Annotated in this window: 16 protein-coding genes; all 16 read right to left on the bottom strand. The window is 37.8% G+C overall.

What is annotated here, in order from left to right; all coding sequences use genetic code 11:
- Window positions 1-6 precede the first annotated feature (6 nt).
- Window positions 7-1,263, bottom strand: a complete 1,257-nt coding sequence (gene rseP / locus LRP84_RS01750; protein WP_230573490.1) for an RIP metalloprotease RseP — start codon at window positions 1,261-1,263, stop codon at window positions 7-9.
- 18 nt (window positions 1,264-1,281) lie between these two features.
- Complete coding sequence (dxr, locus tag LRP84_RS01745) at window positions 1,282-2,424, bottom strand: 1-deoxy-D-xylulose-5-phosphate reductoisomerase (protein ID WP_230573489.1); 1,143 nt, start codon at window positions 2,422-2,424, stop codon at window positions 1,282-1,284.
- A gap of 23 nt (window positions 2,425-2,447) precedes the next feature.
- Complete coding sequence (locus LRP84_RS01740) at window positions 2,448-3,236, bottom strand: phosphatidate cytidylyltransferase (protein WP_230573488.1); 789 nt, start codon at window positions 3,234-3,236, stop codon at window positions 2,448-2,450.
- Window positions 3,237-3,253: 17 nt separating this feature from the next.
- The gene (uppS, locus tag LRP84_RS01735) at window positions 3,254-4,030 is read right to left on the bottom strand and encodes an undecaprenyl pyrophosphate synthase (protein WP_230573487.1); all 777 of its coding nucleotides are present in this window, start codon (window positions 4,028-4,030) and stop codon (window positions 3,254-3,256) included.
- Window positions 4,031-4,115: 85 nt separating this feature from the next.
- Complete coding sequence (gene frr, locus LRP84_RS01730; protein WP_230573486.1) at window positions 4,116-4,673, bottom strand: ribosome recycling factor; 558 nt, start codon at window positions 4,671-4,673, stop codon at window positions 4,116-4,118.
- A 2-nt stretch (window positions 4,674-4,675) separates the two neighbouring features.
- Complete coding sequence (gene pyrH, locus LRP84_RS01725; RefSeq protein WP_098309689.1) at window positions 4,676-5,398, bottom strand: UMP kinase; 723 nt, start codon at window positions 5,396-5,398, stop codon at window positions 4,676-4,678.
- A gap of 65 nt (window positions 5,399-5,463) precedes the next feature.
- Window positions 5,464-6,351: a translation elongation factor Ts gene (tsf, locus tag LRP84_RS01720; RefSeq protein WP_230573485.1), complete on the bottom strand. Its 888-nt coding sequence runs from the start codon at window positions 6,349-6,351 to the stop codon at window positions 5,464-5,466.
- A gap of 80 nt (window positions 6,352-6,431) precedes the next feature.
- Entirely contained in the window at window positions 6,432-7,133 is a 702-nt protein-coding gene (gene rpsB / locus LRP84_RS01715; protein WP_035428981.1) for a 30S ribosomal protein S2, read from the bottom strand.
- Between the two features lie 351 nt (window positions 7,134-7,484).
- The gene (gene codY / locus LRP84_RS01710) at window positions 7,485-8,264 is read right to left on the bottom strand and encodes a GTP-sensing pleiotropic transcriptional regulator CodY (protein WP_090912755.1); all 780 of its coding nucleotides are present in this window, start codon (window positions 8,262-8,264) and stop codon (window positions 7,485-7,487) included.
- A gap of 76 nt (window positions 8,265-8,340) precedes the next feature.
- Window positions 8,341-9,738, bottom strand: coding sequence for an ATP-dependent protease ATPase subunit HslU (hslU, locus tag LRP84_RS01705; protein ID WP_230573484.1), 1,398 nt, complete (start codon window positions 9,736-9,738; stop codon window positions 8,341-8,343).
- 22 nt (window positions 9,739-9,760) lie between these two features.
- The gene (gene hslV, locus LRP84_RS01700; protein ID WP_230573483.1) at window positions 9,761-10,303 is read right to left on the bottom strand and encodes an ATP-dependent protease subunit HslV; all 543 of its coding nucleotides are present in this window, start codon (window positions 10,301-10,303) and stop codon (window positions 9,761-9,763) included.
- Window positions 10,304-10,346: 43 nt separating this feature from the next.
- Window positions 10,347-11,252 carry a tyrosine recombinase XerC gene (gene xerC / locus LRP84_RS01695; protein ID WP_230573482.1) on the bottom strand — a complete coding sequence of 302 codons (906 nt, stop codon included), beginning with the start codon at window positions 11,250-11,252 and terminating at the stop codon, window positions 10,347-10,349.
- Window positions 11,253-11,317: 65 nt separating this feature from the next.
- On the bottom strand, window positions 11,318-12,622 hold the full coding sequence (gene trmFO / locus LRP84_RS01690) for an FADH(2)-oxidizing methylenetetrahydrofolate--tRNA-(uracil(54)-C(5))-methyltransferase TrmFO (RefSeq protein WP_230573481.1): 1,305 nt from the start codon (window positions 12,620-12,622) through the stop codon (window positions 11,318-11,320).
- Between the two features lie 51 nt (window positions 12,623-12,673).
- Entirely contained in the window at window positions 12,674-14,752 is a 2,079-nt protein-coding gene (gene topA / locus LRP84_RS01685; RefSeq protein WP_230573480.1) for a type I DNA topoisomerase, read from the bottom strand.
- A 202-nt stretch (window positions 14,753-14,954) separates the two neighbouring features.
- Window positions 14,955-15,827: a DNA-processing protein DprA gene (gene dprA, locus LRP84_RS01680; protein WP_230573479.1), complete on the bottom strand. Its 873-nt coding sequence runs from the start codon at window positions 15,825-15,827 to the stop codon at window positions 14,955-14,957.
- An 89-nt stretch (window positions 15,828-15,916) separates the two neighbouring features.
- On the bottom strand, window positions 15,917-16,819 hold the full coding sequence (gene sucD, locus LRP84_RS01675; RefSeq protein ID WP_098309681.1) for a succinate--CoA ligase subunit alpha: 903 nt from the start codon (window positions 16,817-16,819) through the stop codon (window positions 15,917-15,919).
- Window positions 16,820-16,832 lie beyond the last annotated feature (13 nt).

Below are 16,832 nucleotides of genomic sequence, written 5' to 3'. Positions count from 1 at the left end.
CCTCTTTTATAAGAAAAACTTCCGTATATCATTCCATGTCACAACTAACATAAGTAACATTAATAAAGCAAAACCAATAAAGTGAACCATTCCTTCTTTTTGACGATCAATCGGTTTTCCGCGGAGCGCTTCAATTAAGAAGAAGAAAAGGCGTCCCCCGTCTAGTGCAGGAATAGGTAATAAATTAAACAAACCAAGATTTATACTTAAAACAGCTGTTAAACTAAGAACACGAATAGTACCATACTCTACAACTTGACCTGTTAAATTATAAATCCCCACTGGGCCAGATAAATCATTAATAGAGAAATGTCCTGTAATTAGCTGCATAAGGGAACCAAAAATGAGTTTTGTCCATTTATATGTTTCATCAAATCCTGCTTTAATTGAACCAAATAGAGACTTTTCAACAGGCGATTGTACTCCAATTCTACCAACTGTAACGTCCCCTTCTTTTTCAGCAGCAGGAGTAACTTGTATCGTTACTTTTTGACTATCACGTGTTACATTCATCGTAATTTCTTTTCCTGGATTTTCACGAACGATATTCACTACATCTTTCCAACTATTTGTTGATTCATTATTAATGGACGTAACGATGTCATCTTCATGTAATCCAGCTTTCTGCGCCACGCTACCAGATACCACTTTTCCAATCATTGGTTTATCTACAGGAATTCCTTGTACAAAACCAATGATAATAAATATAACGAAAGCAAGAACAAAGTTCATTGCTGGACCAGCAACAATAGCAAGCGCTCGTTGTCCTAACGTTTTTGAGCCAAATTGCCGATTAAACGGCGCAATCTGCGTCTCCTCTCCTGCTGAAACGTAACGAGCTTTCTCGTGAACCCGAAATGTTTGTAAATCTTCTTCATACTCTTCATATCCAGATATGATTAGCTTATGTTCCAAGTCAGCTTGTTCCACTTCAACAACACGAACATTTGGATATTTTTCACGATTATCCAAAACAATTTTCGTAACCTCTTCTTTTTCGTTTAACACAAGTCCAACTTTTGTACCCGGTTTTAGTTCAATTGTTTCTGGATCCTCTCCAGCCATTCGTACATAACCACCAAGTGGAAGTAAACGAACTGTATAAACTGTTTCATTTTTTTCAAACGAGAACAATTTTGGACCAAAACCAATGGCAAATTCACGACACAAAATGCCAGCACGTTTGGCAAAGTACAAATGTCCAAGTTCATGGAAAAACACGAGTGCACCGAAAATTAAAATAAAGGTAATCGCTGTATTCAAGTTCCATAACCACCTTTGCTAAATTTGTTCCATCACAAATCGTCTTGTGGCAGCATCGATTTCCTGAATTTCTTCTAAGCTTGGACGCGCAATGACATTGTGATGGTGCATTGCTTTTTCAATGAGGTCTTCTACTGTTAAGAAACTGATTTTCTTTTGCAGAAAAGCTTCTACAGCGGCTTCATTAGCTGCATTCATCACAGTTGGCATACTTCCTCCCGTTTTCCCAGCTTCATATGCAAATCGAAGGCAACGGAAACGTTCCATATCCATTGTTTGAAAATGTAATGTTCCAATTTCCCATAAATTCAGCTGTTTAGCGTTTGGAAGTGAAAAACGATCAGGGTAAGTAAGTGCATATTGAATTGGAACACGCATATCTGGTGTACCAAGCTGCGCCATTACACTGCGATCTTCAAACTCAACCATTGAGTGAATGATACTTTCTTTATGTAATACAACATCGATTTGCTCATAAGGGATATTAAAAAGCCAATGCGCTTCGATAACCTCTAATCCCTTATTCATCATTGTAGCAGAATCAATTGTAATTTTCGAACCCATAGACCAGTTTGGATGACGAAGTGCATCTTCTACTGTCACATGTTGAAGTTCATTCCTCGTTTTATCTCGGAAACTTCCACCTGATGCTGTCAAAATTAATCGAGAAATACGCTTCTCATTTTCTCCGTTTAAGCATTGGAAAATAGCAGAGTGCTCACTATCTACAGGAAGTAAAGGTACGTTATGCTTTTTTGCAGCTTCCATAACTAAATGTCCTGCTGTTACTAATGTTTCTTTATTTGCAATTGCAATCGTTTTTTTCGCCTCAATTGCTCGTAATGTCGGTAGTAATCCGACACTACCAACAACAGCGTTTACAAGTATTTCTGCATCTGGATGAAGTGCAACTTCAAGCAGCCCTTCATCTCCATATACAATTTTCGTATTTCCACAAACTGTTTGTAATCGCCAAGCATCTTCCTTTTGTTGTACAGACACAATCTCAGGAGAAAACTCTTGAATCATTTGCTGAGCAAACTCAATGTTTCTCCCAACAGAAAAAGCAACGAGACGGAATTGGTCTTGGTGCGAGCGCAATACATCTAATGTTTGCGTTCCAATTGATCCACTTGCACCTAATAAACTAATGGTTTTCATTACTCCAACTCCTCGTTCGTTCATTAAATGAAATGTAAGAAATGTAATAACGGTAATACAAATAACCAGCTGTCAGTTCGATCGAGAATACCACCGTGTCCTGGTAAAATTGTACCTGAATCTTTCACACCATAATGACGTTTAAATGCCGATTCTACTAAGTCTCCAATTTGGCCAAATACCGATATTGCAGTTGTAACTGCAATAAGGACACTTATATTTGAATGAACCGGTAAAAATACATTATACACAAGAGCAACAACAATTCCACATAAAATACCGCCGATAGAACCTTCTATCGTTTTATTTGGACTAATTTCTGGCCAAAGTTTGCGTTTCCCGATTGCTTTTCCAATAAAGTAAGCACCAGAATCCGTTGCCCAAATCACAAACAATGCATAAAATACATATTGAATTCCTGCAATACGAGTTTCATTCAAATAAAAGAACCCCATTGCAACATAAGTTGTTGCCATCAATAAAAATGCAGCATTGTCAAAAGTAAATGTATTCTTAGAAAGGACAGTATATGATAAAAGCAATAAGACAATTACAAATGTAATGTCCACTTTCGTTAAACCAATTGTTTCAAATACGCCCGTTACATTACTTGGAACTAAAATAGTCCACAGCAATAATGCTGCTAAAACTGTTGGCACAGAAATAATCGTTAGCTTATTCATTCGAATTAATTCATATAATCCAACAGAAGCTAATGCATACACTAAAATTGTAAAAGGCACGCCACCGTAAAATACGATGGGAATGAATAGCGCGGCAGCAATCACTCCAGTAATCATTCTCTGTTTCACTACCAAACCCTCTCTTTCTACACGCCTCCAAATCTGCGACCTCTATTTTGGAAGTCAGTAATAGACTGTAATAAATGTTCTTCTGTAAAATCCGGCCAATTTACATCGGTAAACCAAAGTTCTGTATAAGCAATTTGCCACAGCATAAAATTACTAATACGGATTTCACCGCTTGTTCGAATTAGTAAATCAGGATCAGGCAATGTTCTTGTCATTAAATACGAAGAAATAGTATCTTCTGTTATTTCTGCAGAACGAAGTTTTCCTTCTTCACTATCCCTAACCATATTTTGCACAGCAGACACAATTTCATCACGACTTCCATAGTTTAACGCAAAATTTAAGATTAAACCCGTGTTATCTTTCGTATCTTCAATCGCTTTTTCCATCGCCCTGCGCGTATGAGTTGGAAGACGATCCTTTTGTCCTATCACACGTACTTGTACATTTTGTTCATTGAGCTCTGGCAAAAATGTACCTAAAAATTCTTCAGGAAGTTTCATTAAATAATCCACTTCTAATTTCGGTCTTTTCCAGTTCTCTGTAGAAAAGGCGTAAAGGGTCAGTACTTTGACACCGAGCTTACTAGCAAATTTCGTAATTTTCTTTACGACTTGCATTCCTTCATGATGACCTGCAATGCGAGGCATCGCCCTTCTTTTCGCCCATCTTCCATTACCATCCATAATGATTGCAATATGCGCTGGAATTTCTCCTTTTTTTGCTTCTTCTACGAGATGATCAAACGACGCGATCTTATTGCCTTTAAAAAAAGGAAGTTTTTTAAACATCATTCAAACCCTCCAACGAGCAGACATATGCCTAAAAGTGTAAAAAGACCCCCTTAAGAAGAGGGTCATATTTGCGAAAGCTTCGCGATTACACTTCCATAATTTCTTTTTCTTTGTTTTTTGTAATATCGTCAACTTTTGCGATATATTTATCCGTTTCTTTTTGGATATCTTCTGTGTACCCTCTTAAATCATCTTCTGTAATTTCACCGTTTTTCTCAAGTTTTTTCAACTCATCATTTGCATCACGGCGAACGTTACGAACAGCTACTTTTGCATCTTCAGAATATTTTTTCACAACTTTCACAAGTTCACGACGACGTTCTTCTGTTAATGCAGGGAACGCAATACGAATGACAGAACCATCATTAGAAGGATTTAATCCTAAGTCAGCTTTTAAAATTGCTTTTTCAATATCGCCGATAGATGTCTTATCGTATGGCTGAATAACTAGTAAACGTGCTTCTGGCACTGTAATATTTGCTAATTGTACAACAGGTGTTGGTGCACCGTAGTAATCTACTTGTACTTTATCTAATACAGAAGCACTTGCGCGTCCTGCACGAACTGTTGAAAGTTCACGAGAATATGCAGCAGTTGCTTTTTCCATTTTCTCTTTTGCATTGCTTAAAACTTGTTGTCCCATTATTATTTCCCCCTCACAATTGTTCCAATATTTTCGCCGAGAACGGCGCGCTTAATATTTCCTTCTTCCATAATAGAGAATACAATTAATGGAATGTCATTATCCATACATAAAGAAGAAGCTGTAGAATCCATTACACCTAAACCTTCTTTTAAGACATCTAAATATGTAAGTGACTCATATTTTGTTGCTGTTTCATCAACAGTTGGATCTGCACTATATACGCCATCTACATTATTTTTCGCCATTAAAATAACATCTGCCTCAATCTCAGCTGCACGTAGTGCTGCTGTTGTATCAGTAGAGAAGTAAGGGTTTCCTGTACCTGCTGCAAAAATAACAACACGTTTTTTCTCTAAATGACGATTTGCTTTACGGCGAATATATGGTTCCGCCACTTGACGCATTTCAATAGAAGTTTGTACACGTGTTTGAACTCCTAAATTCTCTAAGCTGTCTTGAAGAGCTAAAGAGTTCATTACCGTTGCTAACATTCCCATATAGTCAGCCGTTGCACGATCCATTCCCATTTCGCTACCAATCTTACCGCGCCAAATGTTACCACCGCCAACAACAACTGCTACTTCTACGTCTAACTCAGCAATTTCTTTCACTTGCTCAGCAACCGACTTAATAACAGACGGATTAATTCCAAATCCTTTATCTCCAGCTAAAGCTTCCCCGCTTAGCTTTAATACTACACGATTATATTTTGGCTTACTCATAATGAACCTCCATCGCCTACATCTTTATTTTAAAAAAGGGAACACAATGTGTCCCCCAATCTTTATTAATTGCTGCCTTTTACTTGGTTCATTACTTCTTCAGCAAAGTTGTCTTGACGCTTTTCAATACCTTCACCAACAGCATAGCGAACAAATCCTTTTATTGTGCCGCCTTTAGACTCAACGAACTGACGAACTTTCATATCAGGATTTTTAACGAATGCTTGATCAAGTAAGCAAATCTCTTCGAAGAATTTACCTAGGCGACCTTCAACCATCTTAGCAACGATTTTTTCAGGCTTGCCTTCGTTTAAAGCTTGCTGCGTTAATACTTCACGCTCATGCTCAACTTCTTCAGCTGTTACAGCGTCACGGTCAATGTATTTTGGGTTAACCGCAGCTACGTGCATTGATACATCTTTTGCAGCGTCTTCATCAGTTGTACCTTCAAGAACTGTTAATACGCCGATACGTCCACCCATGTGTAAGTAAGCGCCGAAAGCATCTGCATCAGTTTTTGTTACGATTTCAAAACGACGAAGTGTAAGCTTTTCACCAATTTTAGCGATTGCTTCGTTGATGTACTCTTCTACAGTTTTTCCATTTGCAATTGTTTGAGCCATTGCTTCTTCAATGCTTGCAGGTTTATTAGCTAATAAATGAGCAGCTAATTCTTTTATTAACGTTTGGAATCCTTCGTTTTTCGCTACGAAGTCAGTTTCAGAGTTTAACTCTAAAATAAGTGCATCGTTACCGTTTGTTTCGATATAAGTTAATCCTTCAGCGGCAATGCGATCTGCTTTTTTCGCAGCTTTTGCAATACCTTTCTCACGTAGGAAGTCAACTGCTTTCTCCATGTCACCGTTAGTTTCTGTTAACGCCTTTTTGCAGTCCATCATACCTGCGCCAGTTTTTTCGCGAAGTTCTTTTACCATTTGTGCAGTAATTGCCATACTTTTCATCCTCCTAAAATATGTATATACCTTAAAAAAGGTGATAAAAGGCTTATCCCCTTATCACCTTTCTAAATTTGTTACGCAGTAACAGTTTCTTCACCTTGTTTTGCTTCAAGGATCGCGTCTGCCATTTTAGATGTAAGAAGTTTTACAGCACGAATTGCATCATCGTTTGCTGGGATTACATGATCAATTTCATCTGGATCACAGTTTGTATCAACAATACCGATGATTGGAATGTTTAATTTGCGTGCTTCAGCAACTGCGATACGCTCTTTACGAGGGTCTACTATGAATAATGCATCTGGAAGACCTTTCATATCTTTAATGCCGCCTAAGAATTTTTCAAGACGCTCTAATTCTTTCTTAAGTTGTACAACTTCTTTCTTAGGAAGTACTTCGAAAGTGCCATCTTCTTGCATTCTTTCGATGTCTTTAAGGCGTTTAATACGCTTTTGAATTGTTTGGAAGTTTGTTAACGTACCACCTAACCAACGTTGGTTAACGAAGTACATACCAGCGCGAGTTGCTTCTTCTTTGATAGCATCTTGTGCTTGTTTTTTTGTACCTACGAATAATACGTTACCGCCGTTAGCAGCGATGTCTCTCATTACGTTGAATGCTTCTTCAACTTTTTTCACAGTTTTTTGTAAGTCGATGATATAGATACCGTTACGCTCTGTGAAAATGTAACGTTTCATTTTTGGGTTCCAACGACGAGTTTGATGTCCGAAGTGAACACCAGCTTCAAGCAATTGCTTCATAGAAATTACTGACATAATTTAGTTCCTCCTAAATGGTTTTTGATATCCTCCGTTCACTTCATCTTTAAGCGAAACTACAAGCGTAGCACCAACACTTAAATCAATGAACGTGTGTACTTTGTACTGACACCACTGACAACTATATCACAACAAAATATCACAATCAAGTCGAAAATACATACATTGTGAAACTTTCTTTCTCATCTACTTATTCTTACTGTCGAATCATATTACAGTATTGCCATTCTCCCTTATTTCTAAGCTATTTTAATGATAAAGCGTCTCCCTTATTAGAAATTTTTTCTGCTGAGCACACTAAAAAAGAGCTCTTCTGTACTATACAGAAGAGCTCTTAGTCTTTTGAAATTAGTTTGTTTTTAATTTCGCAAGTTCATGTAAAAATTTATCATTTAATACTTTAATGTATGTTCCTTTCATACCTAAAGAACGAGATTCGATTACACCAGCACTTTCTAACTTACGAAGTGCGTTTACGATTACAGAACGCGTAATACCTACACGATCAGCAATTTTACTTGCAACAAGTAAGCCTTCTGTTCCATTTAATTCTTCGAAAATATGCTCAATTGCTTCTAGTTCACTGTATGATAATGAGCTAATCGCCATTTGTACAACCGCTTTACTACGTGCTTCTTCTTCAATTTCTTCTGCTTTTTCACGTAGAATTTCCATACCTACTACAGTAGAACTGTATTCAGCAAGAATTAAATCATCATCTAAAAATTCTTGACCAAGACGCGCTAATACTAATGTACCTAGACGCTCACCACCGCCAACGATTGGTACGATAGTTGTTAAACCTTGACCAAATAACTCTCTGTTTTCTACAGGGAACGCTGTATACTCACTGTTTACTTCTAGGTTTGGAGATGTTTCAGTTACATTGAATAAGTTCTTTGTATACTCTTCTGGGAATTGACGCTCAGCAAGCATTTGTTTCATGCGCTCATTTTCGATTTGTTGGTGAATTGCATATCCTAATAATTTTCCACGACGACTTACAACAAATACGTTCGCTTCAATTACTTCACACATTGTGTCAGCCATTTCTCTAAAGTTTACTGGTTTTCCTGCTGCGCTCTGTAATAACGCATTCAGCTTTCTTGTTTTTGCTAATAATTCCATTTCAAAATTTCCTCCTACATATTATTCACATACTTTTAATCTCTTGGATACTAGGGCGAGTCACCTGATGATACTATTACAAAATAAACTGGCTCACATCTTTATTTTTAGCAATCGTCGCTAACTTTTCCTCTACATACTGAGGTGTTATCGTTACCTTTTCTAACGTAATTTCAGATGCTTCAAACGATAAATCTTCAAGAAGTTTTTCCATAATGGTATGAAGCCTTCTTGCTCCAATATTATCTGTATCTTGATTGACTTGATAGGCAATCTCGGCAATCTTACGAATAGCTTCGTCAGAAAATTCAATTTCTATACCTTCCGTTTCCAATAATGCTATATATTGTTTTACTAAAGCATTATCTGGCTCTACAAGGATTTTCACAAAATCATCTGCTGACAATTTCGTTAATTCTACTCGAATCGGGAATCTTCCTTGTAGTTCTGGAATTAAATCTGACGGCTTTGACATATGGAAAGCGCCCGCTGCAATAAATAAAACGTAATCCGTTCTTATCGGTCCATACTTTGTCACAACAGTCGATCCTTCCACAATCGGTAAGATATCCCGCTGTACGCCTTCACGTGATACATCAACGCTATTCGATTGTTTACCAGCAATTTTGTCAATCTCATCAATAAAAATAATTCCAAGCTGTTCAGCACGATAAACAGCCTCTTGCGTAACTTCATCCATATCAATTAAGCGCTGTGCCTCTTCATTTGTCAAGACTTTTCTCGCTTCTTTTACAGAAAGTTTACGTTTCTTCGTTTTTTTCGGCATAAAACTTCCAAGCGCATCTTGAAAATTCATGCCCATTTGTTCCATTCCTGTACCTTGAAGCATATCGAACATAGATGATTGTTGTTCTGTCACTTCAATTGTAATCGCTTCATCTTCTAGTAAACCTGCAGCAAGCTGCTTTTCTACTTCTTTTCGTTTCTGCTCAACTTCCCGCTCATCCTGCTGCTCCGATGCTGGAGTTGTGCTTTGATTTTGATATCCGCCAAATAACATTTCTAACGGATTTTTAAACCCCGACTCTTTTTGTTTATGCGGTACTAAGATTTCAACAATCCGCTGGTTCGCTTGCTCTTCCGCTTTATCTTTAACATGAACCATTTTTTCTTCTTTCACAATTCGAACAGAAGTTTCCACAAGATCACGAACCATAGATTCAACATCACGGCCAACATAGCCTACTTCTGTAAATTTTGTCGCCTCTACTTTAATAAAGGGAGCACTGACAAGCTTTGCGATTCGTCTCGCCACTTCTGTTTTCCCGACCCCAGTCGGCCCAATCATTAAGATATTTTTGGGTGCAATTTCATCGCGAAGTCCTTCCGCTAACTTACTGCGGCGATAACGATTTCGGAGCGCCACTGCAACCGCTTTTTTCGCATCTCTTTGACCAATAATATATTGATCTAGCTTCTCTACAATTTGTCGCGGAGTAAAATGTAAATGCATATAAAACGCCTCCCTTACAGTTCTACAATTCTTCCACAATAATATTTTCGTTCGTATATACACAAATATTGCTAGCGATTTCTAAACTTGCTTTCGCAATTTCTCTTGCTGTAAAATGATCACCTGCATGCTGTTTTAAAGCACGCCCTGCTGCAAGTGCATAATGCCCACCAGATCCAATCGCTAAAATACCATCATCAGGTTCAATCACTTCACCTGTCCCTGAAACAAGTAACAACGTATTTTTATCCATAACGATTAACATTGCCTCTAATTGGCGAAGCATTTTATCTCCTCGCCACTGTTTTGCCATTTCTACAGCAGCTCGCTGCAAATTACCGTTGTACTCTTCAAGCTTCCCTTCGAACATCTCAAATAACGTAAAAGCATCTGCGACAGAACCCGCAAAACCAGCTAACACTTTACCGTGAAATAACTTTCGAACTTTACGAGCTGTATGCTTCATAACAACAGCATTTCCAAGCGTAACTTGCCCGTCTCCAGCCATTGCACATGCTCCATTATGGTGAATTGCAAATATCGTTGTAGCATGGAAATTTCCCATAGAAAAAACTCCTTTATTTGTTTTTATAGCTTTTAAAAGCAATTTATGCGCGGGGATGATGCATCATGTAAACAGAACGCAATCTTTCTTTTGAAACATGCGTATAAATTTGTGTTGCCGATAAATTTTCATGCCCTAATAGCTCTTGTACAGTTCGTAAGTCTGCCCCTTCATTTAACATATGAGTCGCAAATGTATGTCTTAACATATGAGGGCTTATATGCATTGTAAGGGAAGTTTTTTTTATTAGTTCATTTAAAATATATCGAACGCCCCGATCTGTTAACGGTGTCCCTTTCGCATTTAAAAACACCATTTGGGAGTGTTTCTCCGATTTTTTCTCCAATCGTTTTCTCCCATTTTCTATGTAAGTTAGTAAAGCATCTTGTGCATAACTCCCAAAGGGAACATAGCGCTGTTTCTTTCCTTTCCCCATCACCAAAATCGTCCCAATTGAAAAATCAATATCGGTAAGTTGAAGCTTCACACATTCACTGACACGAATACCCGTCGCATACATGAGCTCCAATAAAGCCTGATCTCGCTGTCCTAATGGCTTGTCAGTATCAGAAGCTTCAAATAACTGCTCTAATTCTTCAACATACAAAAACTTTGGGATTGACCACTCTTTTTTAGGGAGTGACGCAAGTGCAAATGGATTATCTTCCCGATATCCTTCACGCATCAAAAAACGGTACAAACTTCGTAAACTCGAGATTTTGCGCGCTACTGATTTCCTTGCTAACTTTTCATTATGCAAAGTTGTTAAATATAAACGAACATCAACATACGTAATATCCGCAAAAGAGGAAATATCTTCTCGCTTCATAAATTGTACAAAATGTTCTAAATCATTTTGATAACTTTCAATTGTATATTTTGAATAATTTCTTTCAATTTGTAAATATCCGACGAATAATTGTAACATTTTATTCACATGTTCATCCATACTCTTCACCTCAATAAAGGCTACTAAATCGTATCACAATTTAGTAGCCTTTGCAAGAAATTTGACTAAATATTTACAAAATTTTGAATTGTTTCTAAAGCGCGATTTGCATACGCTTCGTTACGTTCTTGCTTCTTCTTGATTTTCTTTTCTAGCGGTGCAAACAATCCGAAATTCGCGTTCATCGGTTGGAAGTTTTTCACATTTGTCGTTGTGATGTAATTCGCCATACTGCCCATTGCTGTTACTGGCGGTAAAACAACCGGCTCTTCACCTTTCACAAGGCGAGCTGCATTTATACCTGCCCATAAGCCCGAAGCGGCTGATTCTACATATCCCTCTACTCCAGTCATTTGTCCAGCAAAGAATAAATCATTCCGATTTTTATATTGGTATGTCGGACGAAGTAATTTCGGCGAATTAATAAATGTATTACGGTGCATCACACCATAACGTACAATCTCTGCATTTTCTAGTCCAGGAATTAATTGTAACACTTCTTTTTGTGGCCCCCACTTTAAGTGTGTTTGGAAACCAACAATATTGTATAATGTTCCTGCCGCATCATCTTGACGTAATTGAACAACCGCATACGGTGTTTTCCCTGTTTTCGGATCTTCTAATCCAACTGGTTTCATCGGTCCAAATAGTAATGTTTGTCGACCGCGGTTTGCCATTACTTCTACAGGCATACACCCTTCAAAGAAAACTTCCTTCTCGAATTCTTTTAATGGCACTGTTTCCGCAGCAATTAACGCATCATAAAAACGGTTAAATTCTTCTTCTGTCATAGGACAGTTTAAATATGCTGCTTCACCTTTATCATAACGAGATTTTAAATATACTTTCTCCATATCAATGCTTTCTTTTTCCACAATCGGCGCTGCTGCATCATAGAAGTAAAAATAATCCTCACCCGTTAGCTCTTTTAGTTGTGCTGATAGCGCTGGTGAAGTAAGCGGTCCTGTTGCAATTACAGTAGGTCCTTCTGGAATTTCTGTAATTTCCTCATTCATTACCGTTACGTTCGGATGATTTTTCACATATTCCGTTACCTTCGCCGCAAATTCATGACGGTCTACAGCTAAAGCACCGCCCGCTGGTACAGAACACTCATCTGCTGCACGAATAATAACAGAATCCATACGGCGCATCTCTTCTTTAATTACACCAACCGCATTTGTTAATGTATTTGCACGAAGCGAGTTACTACATACAAGCTCAGCAAATTTATCTGTATGATGAGCTGGTGTTTGTTTTACTGGTCTCATTTCATATAATTTTACTTGAACGCCACGTTTTGCGATTTGATAAGCCGCTTCGCTTCCTGCAAGACCTGCACCAATTACGTTTACTACTTGTGTTGTCATTTGTCTCACCTTTCTTTTTTCATTTCCCGAAAAAAATGTGAGCTTGTAGGCTCACATTTGTTGTTCTTCTTCATAATCACAAGAAATACACTGTACTTGAACGCCTTTTTTCAACTTCTTCTCAACAAGCATCCCTTCACACTTAGGACATTTCCGACCAATCGGCTTATCCCAAGAAACGAAGTCGCACTCTGGATATGTACCACAGCCGTAAAAAAGACGTTTCTTTTTATTACTTCGTCGTTCAATAATTTGTCCTTCGTTACACTTCGGACATGTAACACCGATTTCTTTAACAATCGGTTTTGTATTTCGGCAATCTGGGAAATTAGAACAAGCCATAAACTTTCCGAATTTACCCATTTTAAAGACCATTGGGTTACCGCACAGCTCACAATCTTCCCCGGCAGGCTCATCTTTAATTTCTACTTCGCGCATTTCTTTCTCCGCTTTCTCTAAACGCGGTTCAAACTCTTTGTAGAAATCATCAACAATTTGTACCCAATTTGCTTTTCCCTCTTCTACTTCATCAAGATTTTGCTCCATATTAGCTGTAAACTCGATATTAATAATTTCTGGGAAAAACTCTAAAATAAGCTCAATTACAATTTCGCCAAGCTCAGTCGGAATAAATCTCTTATTGTCTAACCCTACATATCCACGTTTTTGAATCGTTTCTAGCGTCGGTACATATGTAGACGGTCTACCAATTCCAAGTTCCTCTAACGTTTTTACTAAACGTGCCTCTGTATAACGTGGTGGCGGCTGAGTGAAATGTTGTTTCGGTTCGACATCTTTAGAAAAGACCGTTTCTCCTATGTCTAACTTAGGTAACATTCTATCCTTCTCTTCTGCTCCATCATCTTTTGTTTCCACATATACTTTCATAAATCCCGGGAATTTCACAACAGATCCATTCGCACGAAATTGAACAGAATTGTTTATCAATGTAGCTGTAACGGTATCCATTATAGCAGATGCCATCTGACTTGCAACAAATCGCTCCCAAATCAGTTTATATAAACGATATTGGTCACGGCTCAAATAGCTTTTTAATTCATCTGGTTTACGCAAGACAGATGAAGGTCGAATCGCTTCATGCGCATCTTGTGCATTTGCCTTTTTCGACTCTTTCTTCTTTTGTGTCCCTATGTAGTCTGCCCCAAACGCTTCTTCAATATAAGAACGTGCTTCTTGTTGCGCTGTTTCTGAAATTCTCGTTGAATCTGTTCTCATATATGTAATTAATCCGACCGTTCCTTGCTTTCCAATATCAATACCTTCATAAAGCTGCTGTGCAAGCATCATCGTTTTCTTTGCTCGCATATTTAATTTTCTCGCAGCTTCTTGTTGCAGAGAAGATGTCGTAAATGGTAATGCAGGATTACGTTTTCGTTCTTTTCTCGTTACACTTTCAACTGAAAATGCATTTTCTTGCATTTTTTCAATGATTTCATTTACTTGTTGTTCATTTGTTAATTCTACTTTTTCCCCATTTATTCCATAGAAGGATGCTTCAAACGTCTCTTTTCCTTTTACAAATTCAGTTTTAATCGTCCAGAATTCTTCTGGTATAAACGCTTGAATTTCTTTTTCGCGATCTATAATTAAGCGTACTGCAACAGACTGCACACGCCCTGCACTTAATCCTTTTTTTACTTTCTTCCATAGTAAAGGACTAATATTATAACCAACAAGTCGGTCAAGCACGCGTCTTGCTTGCTGTGCATCCACTAAATCCATATTAATCGCACGAGGATGTTTAAAGGATTCTTTAATGGCATCTTTTGTAATTTCATTGAATACAACACGGCAATCTGACTCTATATCTACATTCAGCGTATTTGCTAAATGCCAAGCAATCGCTTCTCCCTCACGATCTGGATCGGCTGCGAGATAGACTTTTTTTGCTTTTTTTGCTGCTGTCTTCAAATCTTTTAAAACAGGACCTTTACCACGAATGGTAATATATTTTGGGGTGAAATTGTTTTTAACTTCTATTCCCATTTGGCTTTTAGGTAAATCGCGAACATGGCCCATAGACGCGATTACTTTGTATTTTTTCCCTAAATATTTTTCAATGGTTTTCGCCTTAGAAGGCGACTCCACGATTACAAGGTAATCTGACATGCTAGTGCCTCCTTAAGAGGTGGATTCAAGTCTTCATCTTTTTTCACACAAATGCTCCTTCCTCAAAGCTCTTAAAACTTTTTTGGATGGATTATTGACTAATATTATTGATTTTTCTCGTTTTTGTCAATCAACAATGAATATAACATACAGTGACAATCTACTATTTGTCAATAATTGTTTAATAAAAATATAAAATATACTAGCAATTTGAAAGTTCTTCTATCACATCTTTGGCACATTGAACTAATTTCGCTCCTTGTTGGATGAGCTGATTCGTTCCCGCAGCACTCTCAATATAGCTAGGACCTGGTAAGGCAAATACTTCTCTATTTTGTTCTAAAGCAAAGTCCGCTGTAATAAGAGAACCACTCCGAGCATTCGCCTCTACCACGAGAACACCTTGACAAAGTCCACTTATAATACGGTTTCGCCTCGGAAAATACCATTTTTGCGGCGCATAATGCGGGGGATACTCCGTTACAAGTACGATTTGTTCTTTCCATTTTTCATAAAAAGATTGATTCTTTTTTGGATACATATATTGTAAGCCGTGTCCTAATACTGCAATTGTCGCAAAGCGCTGCTCTACTGCAATTTCATGCGCAATTGAATCGATACCACTTGCAAGCCCACTCACAATTAACCATTCATTTTTCATAAGCGGTTGTAAAATAGATTGTATGCTTCCTTTTCCGTATAAAGACGGATTTCTCGTTCCCACAACGGCTATTTTTTTTGTCCATTGTAGCAATTCTTTTCTTCCCTTTCCATATAAAACAAACGGAGGATCAGGAATTTCGCGCAATAAACTCGGATAGTCATCATCCCATATCGTTATATAAAAAATGTGTTCATCTTGTAATTTTTGAATACAGAAAGAAGGAAGTGTTTTTTGAAGATACGAAACAAGTGCAGAAGCTTTTTGCATAGGCAGCCCAAGATGTTTTTCAATTTGAGGAGCTTGAAAGGAATAAATATCGGTTAACTGAGGGTCGATAGATAGTAAACGCCGGAGTACTTTCCACTGATCCGCCAAATAGTAATGAAGATGTAACAATCTTTCACGTTTCATATTCATTCTCCTTACCCATAATTAATATTATGTAAACAATCGAAGGTATAAAAGACACCCTCTTTGACAGAAGGTGTCTTTCTAAGCTATTAATAATTTTTACAAGTTTCAAATAAACCTTTTTCTTTTAAAACAGAAATTAAAGTTTCACCCATAACAGCTGGTGTTTCAGCAACTTTAATACCACAAGCTTCCATTGTTTTAATTTTTTCAGCAGCTGTACCTTTACCACCAGAAATAATCGCACCAGCATGGCCCATGCGTTTTCCTGGAGGTGCTGTTTGACCGCCAATAAAGCCAACAACAGGTTTCGTCATGTTCGCTTTTACCCACTCAGCAGCTTCTTCTTCAGCTGTTCCACCAATTTCACCAATCATAATAACCGCATGTGTCTCTTCATCTTCATTGAATGCTTTTAATGCATCGATGAAGTTTGTACCATTTACAGGGTCACCACCAATACCAACTGCAGTTGACTGGCCGATTCCTTCTTGTGTTAATTGATGTACAGCTTCATATGTTAACGTACCTGAACGAGATACGATACCAACATGACCTTTTTTATGAATGTATCCTGGCATAATACCAATCTTACACTCATCTGGCGTAATAACACCTGGGCAGTTTGGTCCAAGAAGACGTGTCTTTTTGCCTTGCATATATTTCTTAACATTTACCATATCCAATACAGGGATACCTTCTGTGATACATACTACTAAATCAAGCTCTGCATCAACAGCTTCCATAATTGCATCCGCAGCAAAAGCTGGTGGAACGTATACAACAGAAGCGTTTGCACCTGTTGCTTTTACAGCGTCTTCTACTGTATTAAATACTGGTACACCTTCGATTTCAGTACCACCTTTACCAGGAGTTACACCACCGACGATTTTTGTACCATATTCAATCATTTGCTTTGTGTGGAATAAACCTTGAGAACCTGTAATACCTTGTACAATAACTTTTGTATCTTTATTAACTAATACGCTCATTTTTTCTCCCCCG

The sequence above is a fragment of the Bacillus rhizoplanae genome (genome assembly GCF_917563915.1).
Lineage (GTDB): Bacteria > Bacillota > Bacilli > Bacillales > Bacillaceae_G > Bacillus_A > Bacillus_A rhizoplanae.
Note: the sequence above shows the minus strand (reverse complement) of the source record. Positions and strands in the feature narration are given on the sequence as shown.